We start from the raw sequence: 17,339 nt of genomic DNA on the forward strand, positions 1-17,339 counted from the left end.
CCCCGTACGGGAACACGGAACACCCCGGGGCCGGTCGGATCAGGAGCCCCTCCTGATCCGACCGGCCCCGGCACGAGAACGGGAGGGACCCGATGGCACGGATGCCGTCCGCCGAGCGCCGCCGGCAGCTGACCGAGGCCGCGATCCGCGCCATGACCCGCGACGGCGTCGCCCGGACGACGACGCGGTCCATCGCGGCCGAGGCGGGCGTGTCGCTCAGCGTCTTCCACTACTGCTTCGACTCCAAGCAGGCCCTGCTCGAATCGGTCATCACGACGATCACCGACGAGTACATCACCGTGGTGCGGGAGGCGATCCGGCCCAAGGCCACCCTCCGGGAGACCGTACGGGCCGGCTTCCGGGCGTACTGGGACCACGTGGCCGCCCACCCGGGCACGCACCTGCTCACCTACGAGCTCACCCAGTACGCGATGCGCCAGCCCGGCTTCGAGCACCTGGCGCGCCGGCAGTACGAGGTGTACTCCGAGACCTACACCGAGCTGCTCGAAGAGCTCCGGGGCAGCGTGGAGTTCGAACTGCGCATCCCGCTGCCCGCGCTGGCCCGCTATCTGGTGGCCATGACCGACGGGCTGACGCTGAACCTCCTCGTCCTCGGCGACGACAAGGCCGCCGCGGAGATCCTCGACACGATGACCGAGCACGTGGCCGCGCTCGTCACCCACGACGGCTGACCGCCCGCGCGGGGCCGTCGGCTAGGCCCGGTACAGCAGGGTGGTCAGCACCTCGTGGAGCACCGCCTCCGGGTCCTCCGCGTCCTGCGGCCACCGCCACGCCACGAATCCGTCGGGCCGTACGAGGACCGCTCCGGCCTGGGTCGTGCCGTGCGTCTGCGCCCAGTCGGCGCCCTCCTCCGGGGACAGGTCGGCGTCGGGCCCGGCGCCGATCGCGTAGGCGATCAGGTCCACGCCCAGCTCCCCGGCGACGGAGCGCGCCGCGTCCCGCCACGGCGTGCCCTCGGAGCTGAGCAGCACGAAGGACCGCTCGTAGAGGTCCACGGTCGACACCCGTTCCGCGGGCTCCTCCGGCCCGCGGGTGTGCAGCCACATGTGCGGGGCACGGGTGCCCGGATCGCCGGCCGGCCGCATCCGTTCGGGTACGACGGGCTGGTCGTGGTCGGCGCCCAGGACCGCGCCCTGGTGGTAGCGGTAGCCCATGGCCACGGACAGGACCCCGCCCGGTCGGCCGCCGCCGGGTGCGGCGGAGCCGGGGTCGGGCTCGTAGCCCGGGTGGCTGTGCTCGGCCGAGCGGGCCGAGGCGCGCGCGCTCGTCGCCCGCGCCACCGGCAGTCGTTCGGCCTCGTAGCTCTCCAGGAGGCGGGGGCCCGCCGAGCCCTTCAACACCGCGGCGATCTTCCAGGCCAGGTTGTGGGCGTCCTGGATGCCGGTGTTCGAGCCGAACGCGCCGGTGGGGGACATCTCGTGGGCGGAGTCCCCGGCGAGGAAGACGCGGCCGGAGCCGTACCGCTCGGCGACCCGTTCGGCGGCGTGCCAGGGGGCCTTGCCCGTGATCTCCACGTCCAGGTGGGGCGCGCCGACGGCCCGCCGGATGTGCTCGGCGCAGCGTTCGTCGGTGAAGTCCTCCATGGTCTCGCCCCGGTCGGGGTGCCAGGGCGCGTGGAAGACCCACCGTTCCGCGTTGTCCACGGGCAGCAGCGCGCCGTCCGCGTCGGGTTTGGTCAGGTAGCAGACGATGAAGCGCCGGTCGCCGACCACGTCCGCGAGGCCGCGCGAGCGGAAGGTGACGCTGACGTTGTGGAACAGGTCGCCGGGGCCGGTCTGGCCGATCCGGAGCTCCTCGCGGACGGGGCTGCGCGGCCCGTCGGCGGCGACGAGGTAGTCCGCGCGCACCTTGGTGTGTTCCCCGGTCTCCAGGCTCTTCAGGACGGCGGTCACCCCCGTGGAGTCCTGGTCGAAGGAGAGCAACTCGGTGGAGAACCGCAGGTCGGCGCCGAGCCCCGGGGTGACGGACATCAGCACCGGCTCGATGTCGTTCTGGCTGCACAGGCACCACGACGCCGGGCTGAAGCGGGCGAGGCCGCCGCCGGGGTCGATCTCCTCGAACAGCCATTCCTGGTCGTCGCCGGTGAGCGAGCCGCCCTGCAGGATGCCGTGGTTGTCCGCCAGGACGCTCGCGGCCGCACGGATGCGGCCCTCGACACCCGCGACCCGGAACAGCTCCATGGTCCGCACGTTGATCCCGCGTCCGCGCGGGTGCAGCGAGGTGCCCGCGTGCTTCTCCACGAGCATGTGGCCGATGCCGTGCCGCCCGAGGAACAGCGAGGTGCACAGGCCCACGAGGGAGCCACCCACGATGAGGACCGGCACGCGGTGGTCGACGTTTTCCTTCATGGCTCTTCCATGCCCTGTGCGAGGGCCGTTCCCTCGCCCGTTCACCCGCTTGGTTCTCCCCTCTCGCGCCGGGCGGTCCACGGGACAACGATCGGTTGCGGGTGGCGCCGCCTCCCGTGGCGACCGCGACGTCCCGAAGGAGTGTGAAAGATGACAACTTTGTCGGAACGGATATCCCAGTCCGCCTTCGACGGCTCGAGACTTCGGGTCGTGCTGCTGCTGGATCTGTACGACGGCGCTCAGAACCGGTTCCTGGAGGTGTACGAGCATCTGCGCAAGCAGGTGTCCTCCGTGCCCGGGCACATCAGCGACGAACTGTGCCAGTCGATCGAGAACCCTTCGCAGTGGCTGATCACCAGCGAATGGGAGAGCGCGCCGCGCTTCCTCGCCTGGGTGAACAGCGAGGACCACGTGGCGTCGGTGCAACCGCTCCACGGCTGCGTACGGGACACGCGCTCGCTGCGGTTCAGCGTCATGCGGGGGAAGGCCGAGGACGCCGCTCCCCTGGTCTCCCCGTCGCCTCGCCGCGGGGACGGGGTGGTGCGCCACGCGCTCACCTTCACCGTGAAGCCGGGCAGCGAGGCCGTGGTCGCCGAGCTGCTGTCCTCGTACGTCTCCCCGCAGGCCCGGGTCGACGAGAGCACCCGGCTGCGCCGCACCTCGCTCTTCATGCACGGCAACCGTGTGGTGCGGGCGATCGAGGTGGAGGGCGACCTCCAGGTCGCGCTGAGCCATGTGGCCCGACAGCCGGAGGTGCGGGCGCTGGAGGAGGCCATCAACCCGTACCTGGAACTGGACCGCGACCTCGCCGACCCGGGATCGGCCCGGACCTTCTTCACCCGGGCGGCCCTGCCGGCGGTGCACCACGTGGCGGCGGCGCGGCCCGAGAGCGAGGGCCTCGGACGGCACGCGCTCTTCTATCCCGCGAAGGACGGGTGCGGCATGGCGCTCGCCCGGCTGCTCGCCCGCCAGGACGAGCTGGCGGTGGACGATCCGACGAGCCCCGTCGAGGCGAGCACCGTCTTCGAGCGCGACGACGTCGTCGTCCGGCTCCTGGACGTGCGCGGGCCGCTCGACGCCCGCCCCGCCCTGGCGCTCGGCGTGGAGGGCGACCACAAGGCGGCCGTCCTCGCCCGGCTGCTCGACAGTGCCAAGGACGGGGTGCCCATCACCGACCAGGAGATCTCGCGCTTCCTCGCGCGCTCCGAAATGCGCCTGATCACCGACCGGCGTTCGCCGGCCCGAGCCTGAGGAGTTGTCCGTCATGACCGATCGACTGACCATCGAAGAACTGGCCGCCCTGATGAAGAAGGGCGCCGGCGTCACGGTCGACGCCCGCGAGATGGCGAGCCGCCCCGAATCGGGGTTCGAAGAGTGGGGCCTGGACTCCCTGGGCCTGCTGGGCATCGTCGGCGAGCTGGAGAACCGGCACAGCCGGCCCCTGCCGCCCGAGGCGGAGCGGTGCAAGTCGCCGCAGGAGTTCCTCGACCTCGTCAACGGCGCCCTGATGTCGGGCACCTGAACGGCACCCGGGCAGGGCACGCCTGCGCGAACGCCCCCGGGACCGGCCCTGTGCCGGTCCCGGGGGCGTTCGCGCGGCGGCCGCGCGCCGGGCGGCCCGGTCCGCGGTCCGGTCCGCGGCCGGGTCATCCGGGCACGGTGGACTCGAATGCGTGCAGGTAGGCGTTGACCGGTCGGACCGAGGTGACCACCAGACCGGCGTCCGCCATCCGGGTGCGCATGCTCTCCTCGGTGTGCTTCGCCCCACCGACGTTGAGCAGCAGGAGCAGGTCCATGGCCGTGGTGAACTTCATGGACGGGGTGTCGTCGACGAGGTTCTCGATGACGACGACCCGGGCTCCGGGGCGGGCCGCCGCGATCACGTTCCGCAGGGTCCTGCGGGTGCTGTCGTCGTCCCACTCCAGGATGTTCTTGATGATGTAGAGGTCGGCCTCGACGGGGACGGCCTCGCGGCAGTCGCCGGGGACGATGTCGACGCGTGCCGCGAGCGGGCCGCCGTCCCGCAGCCGGGGATCGGCCTTGGCGGCCACGCCGGGCAGGTCGAGCAGGGCTCCCCGTACGGCCGGGTGCTTCTCCAGCAGGCTCGCCAGCACGTGGCCCTGGCCGCCGCCGATGTCGGCGACCGCCCGGACCCCGGTGAGGTCGAGGAGTTCCGCGACGTCCAGCGCCGACTGCTTGCTGGAGGTGGTCATGGCGCGGTTGAAGACGTGGGCCGACTCGTGGGCGTCCTCGTGCAGGTAGTCGAAGAAGCCCTTGCCGTAGAGCTCCTGGAACACGCTGCCGCCGGTGCGCACGGCGTCGTCGAGGCGCGGCCAGGCCTGCCAGGTCCAGGGCTCGGTGCACCACAGGGAGATGTAGCGCAGGCTGTGCGGATCGTCCTCGCGCAGCAGCCGGGACATGTCCGTGTGGACGTACGCGCCCTGGTCGGTCTCTTCGAAGATCCCGTAGCAGGACAGGGCCCGCAGCAGTCTGCGCAGCGGCCGGGGCTCGCACCCGACGGCCGTCGCGAGCTCCTCGACGCCGGCGGGCGCGTCGCCGAGCGCGTCGGCGACTCCGAGGCGGGCCGCGGCCCGGACGGCCGCGGCGCAGGCCGCGCCGAAGACGAGCTCGCGCAGCCGCATGCCCGGTTGGGGGGTGTGGGGCTGGGCGGGAGGTGAGAGGGGGGTCGGCTTCGGACTCACCGTGGTCATGGGGTCTCGTCTCTCCTGGTGGCGGGCGGCACGGTCAGCACATCCCGGCGGGCACGGACGTCCGGCAGCGGTTGCCGGTGAACTTGTTGCCGGTGCCGGTGCCCTGGTTGGCGAGGTCGGCCGGCATGTTGCCGCGTACGACGTTGTCCTTGATGACGTTGTCGCTGTTCTTGGCGCCCACGAAGCTCTTGAACAGCAGGATCCCGCCCGACAGCGGCGAGGAGCCGACGTTGTCGCGGACGGAGTTGGAGCGGATCACCGTGTCCTCGGCGCCGGTGAGGACGATGCCGACGCCCTGGATGTCGGGGAGTCGGGTGTTGCCCTTGCAGAACTTGTTGTTCGCGTGGATGCGGTTGCCGCGGATGGTCATGTCCCCGGCGCCGGGGATGCCCTCGTCGCCGACGACGAACACGCCGCCGCAGTTCCCGGTGAGGGTGTTGTCGTTGACGGTGAGGTTCCGGACGCGCCTGACCGTCACTCCGATCCGGTTCCCGGTCAGGGTGTTGTCCCGGACCACGGCTCCGAGCGTGTCGGTGGCGCCGCCCTCCCGGTCGACGGTGTTGGCGATGAAGATGCCGGACTCCACGTTGTCCCGGGCGGTGTTGCCTCGGAACAGCCCGCGGGTGGACCGCTCCTGGGCGATGCCCCAGGTGCCGTTCTTCTCGGAGATCACCTGCTCGACGGAGAGGCGGTCGGTGCGGGAGGCCCAGATGCCGTTGCGCTTGAAGCCGGAGACGGTCAGCGAACGGATGCTCACCCGGTCGACGTCCTTCTCCGCCGTGCCCATCACGCAGATGCCGGTGTCGGCCTGCGAGCAGGCGGCGCCGGCCGCGCGGGCGGGCGGAGCCGCGGCGGCGGGGGTCTGCGGCGGCTTGATGACGGTCTGGCGCCCCCACCCGCGCAGCGTCAGCCGCTTGGTGATCAGCACGTGCTCCCGATAGGTGCCGGGCAGCACGGTGATGCTGTCTCCCGGCTTCGCGGCGTCCACGGCCGCCTGGATCGATTCTCCCGGATGCACCATGTGTCCGGCCGCGGCGGCGGGTGGCGCGGCGACGCCCAGGCCGGCGGCGATGACCGCTGTGATGCATGTGAGGCATTTGAGTTGTCGGTTCGTCACATTTTCGAAGCTAGGGGCGATCACCACCGCCCGCCACACCGGGTAAGCGGATGGATACATCCCGTGGGCAAACGGCTGCATTTTGGGGCCCGTCGGCGTGGCGGCCTTCCCCTGTTGCCCACGTCTCGGGAACGGGCCTGGTCGGCGGGGGTTTCCCGGATCCGCCGGGGACGGGCAACGGGAAACCCGTCGACCCCGGTCCGGCGGCGGGCACACGCTGAAGGGGTCCGCACGAAGCGGGACCCGGAGCAAGACCGGAGCAGGACCGGAGCCAGACCCGAGGGGAAAACATGTACAAGCTGTTCCGCGGCGCCGCCGCACTCGCGACCGCCACCGTCGCCGTCGTCGCGCTGAGCGGCACGGTTCAGGCCAAGCCCGCCGACGCGTGGGCCGGGTGCCCGGACGGAGCGGTCTGCATCTATCCGCAGAACCAGAACCCGGCCGTCAAGCCGACCCACGTCTTCTACAGCTACGGGGCCCACAACCTGAACGGCCAGTACGGGAACCACTGGGTCCTCAACAACCAGTACGGCGGTGCGACCGCAAACCTGTGCACGGGCTACAACGGCGGGGGCTGCGGCAACCCCATCGCGGCCAAGACGGGCGTCTACGCCGACCTGACGCCCATCAACTCGATCCGCCTCAACCCGTAGCACCGAACCCCCACGCGGGAGCGTCCGGAGCCGTGCCCGAAGCGGCTCCGGACGCTCCTGTTCTGGTCATTCGCGTGCGAGCACCCGGCTCGCCGTCAGTCCCCCGCTGTAGCCTGGGCAGTGCCGTCTCGCTGCCTCGGCACGCACTGCCATGGGGGATGTTGTGGGGGATCCGGACCACCGCCGGAAGACCGATCACCAGCTCGATTTCGACCTTGCCGAAGACGCCGACCCACCCTTCTCCGTTCGATTGCGCCGTCTGCGGGTGCAACGCGGGCTGTCACTGGCCGACCTGGCCCGGCAGACGCACTACAGCAAGGGTTACCTGAGCAAGATCGAGACCGGCGCGAAGCGCGCGACCCCCGACGTGGCGCGCCGCTGCGACGAGGTACTGCGAGCGGAGGGCGAACTCCTGCGGATGGTGCGGGAAGGCGAACCACCACCGGCGGCCGACCACCCCGCCGATCCCGGCGAGTGTCCCTACCGGGGCCTGCCGGCGTTCACCGTGCGGGAGGCGGGCTGGTTCTTCGGCCGGGAGCGGGCCACCGCCGAGTTGGTGGAGCGGGCGTTCGAGCGGATCGGCAGCGGTCCGCTCCTGCTCGTCGCCCCGTCGGGCGCCGGCAAGTCGTCCCTGCTGAACGCGGGCCTCGTACCGGCCCTGCGGCGCCCGGGCGGCTTCCCGATGGCGGGAGCCGACTCCTGGCCGGTGGTGCGGCTCACTCCCACGGCGCATCCCCTGGACGAACTGCTGGACCGTACCGCGAAGGTGCTCGGCACCGATCCCGGCCTCACCGCGCAGGGGTTGGCGGCAGAGCCGAGGGCGCTGCTCGCGGCCGTCCGCCGGCTGTGCGGCGACTCGCCCGCGGACCCGCGGGAGCGGCCGGCCCCGCCGCCGCGGCCGGTGCTGATCGTCGATCAGTTCGAGGAGCTGTTCACCCTCTGCTCCGACGAGGAGGAACGGCGCTCGTTCGTACGGGTGCTGCGGGCCCTGGCCGGGGCCCCCGCGGCGCAGGACGGGTACGACCCGGCACTGGTGGTGCTCGGGGTGCGGGCCGACTTCTCGGGCAACTGCCTGGACCTTCCCGAGCTGGCCCCGGTCTTCGCCGAGGGCCTGTTCGTGCTGCCGCCCATGTCCGTGGCGGAACTGCGCGAGTCGGTCGCGCGCCCGGCGGAGCGTGCCGGGCTCTGCATCGAACCGGGCCTCGTCCCCCTGCTGCTGCGCGACGCCGGTCTGCGGGGCGATCCGCCGGACCGGATCCCCTCCGGCGCTCTCCCCCTGGTCTCCCACGCGCTGATGGCCACCTGGCGCCGGCGGGAGGGGGACACGCTGACCGTCGCCGGGTACGAACGGACCGGCGGGATCCGGGGCGCGGTCGCGCGGACCGCCGAAGACGTCTTCGCCCGCCTGTACCCGGCCGAGCAGCGGGCCGTCCGGCGGATGCTCGTACGGCTCGTCCACGTGGTCGACGGCGCCGACGGCTCGGGGGTGACGCGGCGCCGGATGAGCCGGAGCGAGCTCATGGCGGCGCATCCCGCCGGGCCCGACCGCGCGGCGGCAGCGCTCGACAGCTTCGTACGGGCCCGCCTGATCACCATGGACAGCGACACCGTGGAGATCACCCACGAGGCGCTGCTGGAGGCCTGGCCGCGGCTGCGCGGCTGGATCCGGGCCGACCGGGCGGGGCTGCTGATCCACCAGCAACTGGCCCTCGCCGCCGCCGAGTGGGAGCGCGAGGGGCGCGATCCGTCGGCCCTCCATCGTGGTGCCCGGCTGGAGAACGCCCGGGCCTGGGCCGACGAACTCGACGGCCGCGGTCGCCTCGGCCCCTTGGAGGAGGCCTTCCTGCGGGCCAGTCAGGCCGCCGAGGAGGCCCGGCAGCGGCAGGTCGGGCGCCAGGTACGGCTGCGACAGAGGATGTTGGCCACGCTGGTGGTCCTGCTGGTCCTCGCCGTGGGCGCGGGCGGGCTCGCGTACCAGCAGCGGGCCGGCGCGCTCGGTCAGGAGCGCGTGGCGCGGTCGCGGGCGCTCGCCCTGCAGTCCGCGGCGCTCTCGGCCGGGCAGCCCGAGGCCTCGATGCGGCTCGCCGGGGAGGCCTATCGCGCCGCGCCGACGAGCGAGGCCCGGGGCGCCCTGCTCAGCACGCAGTCGCAGCCGTTCATCGCCCGGCTCGGCGGGCACTCCGGTCCCGTCAACGCCGTGGCGTTCGCACCCGACGGCCGGACCCTGGCCTCGGCCGGGGCCGACGGCACGGTGCGGGTTCGGGAGACGGCCGGGCACCGGACCCTGGCGTCCTTCACCGTGCCGGGCAGGGTCCGCGCGGTGGCGTTCAGCCCTGACGGCCGCACCCTCGCGGCCACTTCCACGGACGGGCCGGCCCGACTGTGGGACGTCGCCGGGCGCCGTACGGCGGCGGTGTTCCCGGCGAGCACGTCCGGCGCCCGGGCCGTCGCCTTCGCCCCGGACGGCCGGACCCTGGCCGTCGCGGGCCCGGACGGGACGATCCGGCTGTGGGGCACGACGTACGACGGGGCGGGCGACGCGGCGGCCGGGGGCGCGGCCGGGGAGCGCCGGGCCGTGGCCTCCCTGGAGGGGCACACGGGCAGGGTCAACGCCCTCGCCTACGCCCCGGACGGCCGGACGCTCGTATCGGCCGGCGCGGACCGGACCGTGCGGCTGTGGGATCCCGTCGAGGCCCGCCCGCTGGCCGTCCTCGCCGGGCACACCGACGAGGTGCTGGGCGCGGCGTTCGCCCCGGACGGTCGTACGGTCGCCAGCGGGGGCGTCGACCGGACGGTCCGGCTGTGGGACGTGGCCATGCGCCGGACCACCGCGACCCTGACCGGCAACAGCGACGACGTGAACGGGGTCGCGTACACCCCGGACGGGACGACGGTGGTGAGCGCGGGCGGGGACGGGGCGACCCGGTTGTGGGACGTGGGCAGCGGCCGGCTGACGGCGACCCTGTCCGGGCACACCGACTACGTCCTCGGGGTGGCCGTCGATCCGGCCGGTGCGGTACTGGCCACCGCCGGGTTCGACCAGTCCGTGGTCCTGTGGGACCTGCGCGGCGCGGTGCTGGCCTCGCGGCCGTTCTCGGAGATCTGGCACGCGGCGTACAGCCCCGACGGGAAGCTCCTGGCCACGGCGGAGGGGGACCACGCGGTGCGGCTCTGGGACGTCGCCGGCCGCAAGGTGCTCGCCGCCTTCGAGGGGCACGGCGAGACGGTGTTCTCGGTGGCCTTCTCCCCCGACGGCCGCACGCTCGCCTCCGCCGGGTCGGACGGCACGATCCGCCTGTGGGACGTCCCCGCGCGCCGCTCCTCGGCCGTCCTCCCGGGCCGGGCGGGGACGGTGTTCTCGGTGGCCTTCTCCCCCGACGGCCGCACCCTGGCCTCCGCCGGCTCCGACGGTGCCGTCCGGCTGTGGGACACCGCCGGGGGCACCGAGTCGGCCGTCCTCACCGGTCACACGGACTTCGCCAACGACGTGGCCTTCAGTCCCGACGGACGCACCCTGGCCAGTGCCGGAGACGATCTCACGGTGCGGCTGTGGGACGTGGCCGGGCGCCGCGCCCTCGCCACGCTCTCCGGTCACACGGGTGCGGTGCGCGGGGTGGCGTTCAGCCCCGACGGGACCACCCTGGCCAGCAGCGGCAACGACGGTACCGTCCGGCTCTGGGACGCCCGGCGCCGGCGCTTCGAGGCCGCTCTGACCGGCCACACCGGTTCGGCCCGCGGCATCGCGTTCTCCCCCGACGGCCGGACCCTCGCCAGCAGCGGCAACGACCGTACGGTGCGGCTGTGGGACGTGGCCGGGCGCCGGCCGGTGGCCGCGCTGTCGGGGCACACCAACGCGGTCTGGGGCGTGGTGTTCTCCCCGGACGGGCGGACGGTGGCCTCCAGCAGCACCGACGGCACGGTCCGGCTGTGGGATCCGGACGTCGGGGCGCGCCTGGCGTCGATCGCCCGGACGCTGCGGCCGGGCGACTGAGCGTACGGCCGCCGAAGGGACCGGTCGCGCCTACGCGTTGGCGATGACCAGCAGGGTGCGGGCGGGCTCCGGGCCCGACAGGCGGCAGCGGTGCGGGACCTCGCCGCGGTGGTGGGCGCTCTGACCCGCGCGCAGGGTGAGCGGGTCCTCGCCCTCGACCTCCAGGACGATTTCGCCCGCGAGGACGTACAGGAAGTCCTCGCCGGGGTGTTCGAACCAGCCGCGCTCGCCCTGTCCGGGCTCGAAGTGGTGCTCGTACGCCTCCATCAGGGTGCTGCGCCCGCCGGGGATGAGCACCTGCGCGATCTGCCCGGCGGCCTCTTCGACCCGGATCACCTGCGGGTCCGCCTCGTGGCTGACCGTGCCGGGCCGGCCGGGCGGTCGCAGGAAGGTGCCGGGGGTGACGTCGAGGGCCTCGGCGATCCGGTAGATGGAGCTGAGGCTGGGCGTGGCGAGCCCGCGTTCCAACTGGCTGAGGAAGGGCTGCGAGAGCCCCGACCGGGCGGCGAGGACGGCCATGGAGACGCCGCGCCGCTTGCGGCAGTCGCGGATCACCTGTCCGACCTCTATGGCTTCGGGCGTGGGTTCTGGGCGAGACACGCTGGTGAACGTACCTCATGGCGGATCCCGGGCCGGGTGGCTCCGGGAGGTTTCGTACTGCCGCAACACTCCCTTAATAAGCGTCGTCAATTATTGACCTCACTTATCCCGCCTTGAGCGAACGCCCGCCCCGGGCGAACGAACGACCCAGGAGCCGCCCCGTGCACGCCACCCCCTCACCGCCCGGCCGGGCCCTCGGCCGACTCGGCCCGGCCCTGGGCGCGGCCGGTGCCGTACTCGCCCTCTGGTACGTGCTCGCCGGGTCCGGGGCGGTGGCTCCCGGGCTGCTGCCCACGCCCGGGCAGACCCTCGCCGCCTTGGCGGACAGCGCCTCCAGCGGCACCCTGGCCACGGACCTCGGCGCCAGCCTGACCCGGGCGGGACAGGGCTTCGCCCTCGGCGCGGCCGTCGGCAGTGCGCTCGGCTTCGCCACCGGCAGTCTGCCCTGGCTGTCCGCCGCGGTGTCCCCGGTGGTCTCCTTCCTCCGCCCGATCCCCGCGATCGCACTGGTGCCGTTGGCCACCGCCTGGTTCGGCATCGGCGAGAGCGCCAAGCGCCTGCTCATCGCGTACGCCGTCCTCCTCGCGGTGTGGCTGTACGTGCACGACGGGGTCTCCCGGGTGCCCGTCTCGCACCTGCGGGCGGCCCGGTCGCTCGGGGCGCCGCTGCACCGGCGGATCACCGAGGTCCTGCTGCCCGCGGCGGCCCCCGCTCTGCTCGCGGCGCTGCGTTACGGGGCCTCGGTGGCGCTGCTCGCGCTGGTCGCGGCCGAACTGGGCGGCGCGGACAGCGGATTGGCGTACCGGCTCCAGGTCGACGGCCAGTTCCTGCGGGTGGACCGGATGTTCGCGGGGCTGCTCGTCCTCGGGCTGCTCGGGGTGGCCGTCGACCTGGTCCTGGCGGCGGTCGGTCGCCGGTTCGCGCACTGGAGCGAGTCATGAGCCTCGACGTACGCCTGGAGGGGCTGTCGGTCGGCTACGGCGCGGCCCCGGTCCTGGAGCACACCGATCTGGAGTTCCCGGCCGGCTCGTTCACGGCCCTGCTGGGCCCCAGCGGCTGCGGCAAGTCCACCGTACTGAACACGATCGCGGGGTTCGTACGGCCCGCCGCCGGGCGGGTGACCGCCGGCACGGCGCCGGTGCTCGGGCCGGGCCCGGAACGGGGCGTGGTCTTCCAGCACTACGCGCTCTTCCCCTGGCGCACGGCCCGCGGGAACGTCGAGTTCGCCCTCAAGCGGCTCGGCCTGCCCCGCGCGGAACGCCGGCGGCGGGCGCTGGCGGCGCTCGCCGAGGTGGGCCTCGCGGACGGCGCGGAGAAGTACCCGGCGGAGCTGTCGGGCGGGATGCGCCAGCGCGTGGCACTGGCCCGCGCCCTGGCCGCCGAGCCGGAAGTCCTGCTGATGGACGAGCCGTTCGGGGCGCTCGACGCCCTGACCCGGACCCGGATGCAGGAGCTGCTGCGGGAGCTGTGGCGGCGCACCGGCACCACCGTCCTGTTCGTCACGCACGACATCGACGAGGCACTGGCCCTCGCCGAACGGGTGATCGTCCTCGGCGGCTCGCCCGGCCGCGTGCTCGCCGACCACCCCGTCCCGGCCGGGCCGCCCGACCCGGACCTCCGCTCCTTGATCGCCCGCCATCTCGGCTCCGAATGACCCCCTCGCCTCCCCCTTCGACCCTCGCCCCCGGAAGGACCTCCACCATGCTCAGACCCCGTGCGGTCGCCGCCGTACTCCTGACGGCCCTGCTCTCCACCGTCGCCACCGCCTGCGCCGGCTCCCCGTCCGACAAGGCGGGCGCCGGCGGCCGGCCGGCCGTCTCCATCGCGGCGAGCGACCACCTCGGCGGCGCCCCCGTCTACGTGGCCCAGGAGCGCGGGCTCTGGTCCGCGCAGGGCGTCGACGCCACCGTCACCACCCATCCCACGGGCCGCGACGCGCTGAACGCCGTGCTCGGCGGCCAGGCCCAGCTCGGCGTCGTCGGCGACCTGCCCGCCGTGACCGCCGCGCTGGGCGGGCGCGAGCTGCGGATCGTCGCCGACCTGTCCCGGTTCTCGGACTGGCGGCTGCTGACCCGGGCCGACCGGTCGATCACCGGGTTCGCCGCGCTGAAGGGCCGCAAGGTGGGCGTCCCGCAGGGCACGAACGTCGAGTACGCGCTGTCGCGGATGCTCGCGTCGGCGCAGCTGACGGCCGCCGACGTGACGGTGGTCAACCTGGCCCCGAACCAGGTCCCCTCCGCGCTGGCCCGCGGCGACATCGACGCCGGCGTCACCTTCCCCGGCTTCTACGACGCCACCCGCACGGCCCTGGGCGGCGACTACGCCGAGCTCCCCTTCACCGGGTACACCGCGAGGACCCTCCTCGTCGCCGGCCCCAAGGCCGACAAGGAGACCACGGCCGCGGTGCTCCGCACCGTGCTGGGCGCGCAGCGCGAGATCGCCGCCGACCCGGCGGGCGCGCGCAAGGCCGTGGTCACCCAGTCCAAGGGCACCCTCCAGGCCGGATACGTCGACGTCTTCCAACCCCGCTACACCTACGGCGCCGCCCTCTCGCCCGAGCTGCTCGCGCAGCTGGAGGAGGAGGCCGGCTGGGCGAAGGCCGCCCAGGGCCTCCCGGGAGCCGCGGACCGTGCCTCGCTGCAGCGGTACCTGGACCCCGCACCCCTGACGGCCGCCGACGCGTCCGCCGTCACCGTCCACTGACGTCCCCCGGACCCACGTCCCCCGGGCCGACATCCCCCGACCCGACGTCCCCCGACCCGGCTTCCATCGAGCCGGCTTCCCCCGAGGAGATCCCCATGACCGTCGACCAGAACACCCTGCGCCGCCGCGGCGTCGGCCTGATCGCCCACGACCCCGAGCGCAGCTACGGCGGCTACACCCTCTACACGCCGATCACCAGCGCCGGCGAGATCCACCTCGTCGACATCGAGGGCCGAACCGCCCACACCTGGAACTCCCCCCACCCGCCCGGCCGCCAGGCGCAGCTCCTCCCCAACGGGAACCTCTTCTACGCGGCCAAGGACACCAGCGGCCCGGTCCTCTTCCCCATCTGGGAGGTCTACCACGGCGGCATCTTCCAGGAGCTGGCCCCGGACTCCTCCGTCGTGCGCGAGGTCCGCCACCCCTTCCACCACCACGACGCCACCGTCCTGCGCAACGGCAACCTCCTCATCGGTGCCGTGGAACCCCTCGACCCCGCCGACGCGGCCCGTATCCGGGGCGGCATCCCCGGCTCCGAGGCGCCGGGCGGGGTGATCTACGGGGACGTGGTGTACGAACTGACCTGGGACGGCGAGATCGTGTGGCGCTGGGCCGCCATCGAGCACCTCGACCCCGAAGAGGTGCCGCTCGACCGGCACTTCGACCGCAACCACTGGCCGATGGCCAACACCGTCAACGAAAGCGCGGACGGTTCCGTCGTCGTGGGCTTCCGCAGCGCGTCCACCGCCGTGTCGATCGACCGCGCCGACGGATCCGTCCAGTGGCGGTTCGGCCCCGACGTGCTCGCGCAGCAGCACCACCCGCACGAGCTGCCCGGCGGGAACATCCTGGTCTTCGACAACGGCAGTTACCGCGACACGACGTCCGTGCCGTACTCGCGCGTGCTCGAGCTCGACCCGCGCACGGGCAAGGAGGTGTGGTCGTACGAGGACAACCCGCCGCAGAACTTCTACAGCCCGTACATGTCCAGCGCGCAGCGTCTGCCGAACGGCAACACCTTCATCGCCGAGGGCTCCTTCGGCCGGCTCTTCGAGGTGACCCCGGACCGGGAGGTGGTGTGGGAGTTCGTTGTCCCGCAGTTCCGGTCCTTCGGCGACGGTGTGGGTCTGGAGTCCTCGGCCGGCGCCCAGAACTCCGTCTTCCGCGCCTACCGCTACAGCGCGCAGGAGCTGCCCTGGCTGTGAACGGCAGCCCTGTTTCATTTCACCAAGAGGCGTTCTGTGTACGGCGGATGAAATGGCCGTGTGCTCACACGCATACCGATATCGAGGACGTTGACAGCCCTTCTCGGGCTGCCTAGCTTACGCCGCAGAAATCCATATCAGCGGCCTCCTCCGACCGGCATGACGGCTGCTTTTGGGCGATTCGATTCATCGAATCCGAAGCTGCTGGAGCGTCCTTGACCGAATCACTCACCCTCGCCGCGCCCCCCGGGGCCGCCGAACCCCCCGGGCCGGCCGAGCGGGTCCTCCCGCTCCGCCGGCCCTGGCGGTGGATCGCCACCGCCGTCGTGCTGGTACTGGTCGCCCAGGCCGGCCACGGACTGCTGACGAACCGCTTCTACCAGTGGGACCGGTTCGCCTACTGGTTCGTGCGCCCCGTCGTCCTCGACGGACTGCTCGTCACCCTCCAAGTGGCCGCGTACAGCGCGGTCCTGGGACTGATCGGCGGGATACTCCTCGCCCTGGCCAGGCTCTCGCCGCATCCGGTGCTGCGGTCGGTGAGCTGGACGTACGTCTGGCTGTTGCGGTCCGTGCCGCTGATCGTCGTCCTGCTCTTCCTCTACAACTTCAGCGCGCTCTACCCCAGGTTGAGCATCGGTGTGCCCTTCGGCCCCGCCTTCTTCACCTTCGACGAGTCCCGTCTCGCGACCGACATGGTGCTGGCGGTGGTGGGGCTGAGCCTGGTCGAAGCGGCCTACGCGGCCGAAGTGGTACGGGCGGGCCTGCTCTCCGTCGACCACGGCCAGCACGAGGCGGCAGCGGCGCTGGGTCTGCCCAAGCGGTACCAGTTCACCCGGATCGTCTTCCCCCAGGCCCTGCGCGCGATCGTCCCCGCGTACGTGAACCTGCTGCTCGGGCTGGTCAAGGCCACGTCGCTGGTCTTCTACGTGTCCCTGCTCGACCTCTTCGGCACGGTGCAGAGCCTCGGCAGCACCTACTCCGGCGACGTGGTGCCGCTGCTGCTGGTGGCCACCGCCTGGTACGTGATCCTCACCAGCGTGATCTCCGTCGTCCAGTTCTACGTGGAGCGGTACTACGCGCGCGGCGCCCTGCGCACCCTGCCGCCCACCCCCGTGCAGCGGGCCCGGGCGGGCCTGCGCGATCTGCGGGCCCGGTTCCGCGAGGAGACGGCACGATGACCGCGACCACCGCCACGAACGCTTCCGCGCGGCCGGCCGCGATCGAGGTGCACGACGTGCACAAGTGGTTCGGGGGCCGCCGGGTCCTGAACGGGGTCAACCTGACGGTCCGGCCGGGCACGGTCACCGCGGTCCTGGGACGCTCCGGCTCCGGCAAGTCCACGCTCCTGCGGGTCGTCAACCACCTGGAGAAGCCCGAGGCCGGGTACGTCAGCGTGGGCGGCGAGCTCATCGGCGTGGAGCGCCACGGGGGACGGCTGAAGGAGCTCGCCGAGCGGGAGATCCTCGCCCAGCGCGGCCGGATCGGCTTCGTCTTCCAGAACTTCAACCTCTTCCCCCACCTGACCGTCCTGGACAACGTCGCCGCGGCCCCGGTGGCCACCGGTCGGCTTCCCCGGGCCGGGGCCGAGTCCCTGGCGCGCGAGCTGCTGGAGCGGGTCGGACTCGGGGACCGGACCGGCGCCTACCCCCGACAGCTCTCCGGGGGCCAGCAGCAGCGGGTGGCCATCGCCCGCGCCCTCGCCCTGCGGCCCGGGGTCATCCTCTTCGACGAACCCACCTCGGCGCTCGACCCGGAGCTCGTCGGAGAGGTGCTCTCCGTCATCAAGGACCTGGCCACGGGCGGCACCACGCTGCTGATCGTGACGCACGAGATCGGCTTCGCGCGCGAGGTCGCCGACGAGGTGGTCTTCCTCGACGAGGGCCGCATCGTCGAACAGGGGCCGCCCGAGCAGGTGCTCGACCGGCCGGCCCATCCCCGTACCCGCGAGTTCCTGAGCAAGGTCCTCTGACTCCCCCGCATTCCGCCCCAC

The 17,339-nt window shown here is 73.0% G+C and carries 15 protein-coding genes; 11 read left to right on the forward strand and 4 right to left on the reverse strand.

The annotated features are described in order from the left end of the window. Positions 1-92 precede the first annotated feature (92 nt). Positions 93-692, forward strand: a complete 600-nt coding sequence (locus tag ACFYZL_RS21645; RefSeq protein ID WP_384586511.1) for a TetR/AcrR family transcriptional regulator — start codon at positions 93-95, stop codon at positions 690-692. A 21-nt stretch (positions 693-713) separates the two neighbouring features. Here ACFYZL_RS21645 and ACFYZL_RS21650 read toward each other — a convergent pair whose 3' ends face one another. After that, the gene (locus tag ACFYZL_RS21650; protein WP_388680974.1) at positions 714-2,369 is read right to left on the reverse strand and encodes an FAD-dependent oxidoreductase; all 1,656 of its coding nucleotides are present in this window, start codon (positions 2,367-2,369) and stop codon (positions 714-716) included. 150 nt (positions 2,370-2,519) lie between these two features. Between ACFYZL_RS21650 and ACFYZL_RS21655 the strand changes: the two genes are divergently transcribed. Beyond that, complete coding sequence (locus ACFYZL_RS21655; RefSeq protein ID WP_384743680.1) at positions 2,520-3,620, forward strand: SchA/CurD-like domain-containing protein; 1,101 nt, start codon at positions 2,520-2,522, stop codon at positions 3,618-3,620. A 13-nt stretch (positions 3,621-3,633) separates the two neighbouring features. Further along, positions 3,634-3,891, forward strand: coding sequence for an acyl carrier protein (locus ACFYZL_RS21660; RefSeq protein WP_388680977.1), 258 nt, complete (start codon positions 3,634-3,636; stop codon positions 3,889-3,891). Positions 3,892-4,015: 124 nt separating this feature from the next. Here the strand turns inward: ACFYZL_RS21660 and ACFYZL_RS21665 are convergent, their stop codons facing one another. Both ACFYZL_RS21665 and ACFYZL_RS21670 read right to left on the reverse strand, forming a co-directional pair. Continuing rightward, entirely contained in the window at positions 4,016-5,080 is a 1,065-nt protein-coding gene (locus ACFYZL_RS21665; RefSeq protein ID WP_384750580.1) for a methyltransferase, read from the reverse strand. Between the two features lie 34 nt (positions 5,081-5,114). Next, positions 5,115-6,197: a nitrous oxide reductase family maturation protein NosD gene (locus tag ACFYZL_RS21670; protein ID WP_384750583.1), complete on the reverse strand. Its 1,083-nt coding sequence runs from the start codon at positions 6,195-6,197 to the stop codon at positions 5,115-5,117. A 290-nt stretch (positions 6,198-6,487) separates the two neighbouring features. Between ACFYZL_RS21670 and ACFYZL_RS21675 the strand changes: the two genes are divergently transcribed. Next, entirely contained in the window at positions 6,488-6,850 is a 363-nt protein-coding gene (locus ACFYZL_RS21675; RefSeq protein WP_384750586.1) for a hypothetical protein, read from the forward strand. Between the two features lie 151 nt (positions 6,851-7,001). Continuing rightward, a complete protein-coding gene (locus tag ACFYZL_RS21680) occupies positions 7,002-10,841 on the forward strand; it encodes a helix-turn-helix domain-containing protein (RefSeq protein WP_388680983.1) in 3,840 nt (1,279 codons plus the stop codon). A gap of 30 nt (positions 10,842-10,871) precedes the next feature. Here the strand turns inward: ACFYZL_RS21680 and ACFYZL_RS21685 are convergent, their stop codons facing one another. Then, positions 10,872-11,441, reverse strand: coding sequence for a helix-turn-helix domain-containing protein (locus tag ACFYZL_RS21685; RefSeq protein ID WP_384750591.1), 570 nt, complete (start codon positions 11,439-11,441; stop codon positions 10,872-10,874). Positions 11,442-11,602: 161 nt separating this feature from the next. On the opposite strand from ACFYZL_RS21685, the gene ACFYZL_RS21690 reads away from it, so the two are divergent. The 6 genes from ACFYZL_RS21690 to ACFYZL_RS21715 all read left to right on the forward strand — a co-directional run bounded on the left by ACFYZL_RS21690 (position 11,603) and on the right by ACFYZL_RS21715 (position 17,318). Next, entirely contained in the window at positions 11,603-12,382 is a 780-nt protein-coding gene (locus tag ACFYZL_RS21690) for an ABC transporter permease (RefSeq protein WP_384750594.1), read from the forward strand. Next, entirely contained in the window at positions 12,379-13,095 is a 717-nt protein-coding gene (locus tag ACFYZL_RS21695) for an ABC transporter ATP-binding protein (RefSeq protein ID WP_384750597.1), read from the forward strand. The genes ACFYZL_RS21690 and ACFYZL_RS21695 overlap by 4 nt, the downstream gene beginning before the upstream one ends. Positions 13,096-13,142: 47 nt before the next feature. Further along, a complete protein-coding gene (locus ACFYZL_RS21700) occupies positions 13,143-14,144 on the forward strand; it encodes an ABC transporter substrate-binding protein (RefSeq protein WP_384750600.1) in 1,002 nt (333 codons plus the stop codon). Between the two features lie 95 nt (positions 14,145-14,239). Beyond that, positions 14,240-15,349: an aryl-sulfate sulfotransferase gene (locus tag ACFYZL_RS21705; RefSeq protein WP_384750602.1), complete on the forward strand. Its 1,110-nt coding sequence runs from the start codon at positions 14,240-14,242 to the stop codon at positions 15,347-15,349. A gap of 215 nt (positions 15,350-15,564) precedes the next feature. Next, positions 15,565-16,527 (forward strand): amino acid ABC transporter permease, encoded by a 963-nt coding sequence (locus ACFYZL_RS21710; RefSeq protein ID WP_384750605.1) that lies wholly within the window; start codon positions 15,565-15,567, stop codon positions 16,525-16,527. Further along, entirely contained in the window at positions 16,524-17,318 is a 795-nt protein-coding gene (locus ACFYZL_RS21715; protein WP_384750609.1) for an amino acid ABC transporter ATP-binding protein, read from the forward strand. Before ACFYZL_RS21710 ends, ACFYZL_RS21715 begins: the two co-directional genes overlap by 4 nt. The last annotated feature ends 21 nt before the right edge of the window (positions 17,319-17,339 follow it).

It is taken from the genome of Streptomyces sp. NPDC001717 (genome assembly GCF_042892775.1).
GTDB lineage: Bacteria > Actinomycetota > Actinomycetes > Streptomycetales > Streptomycetaceae > Streptomyces.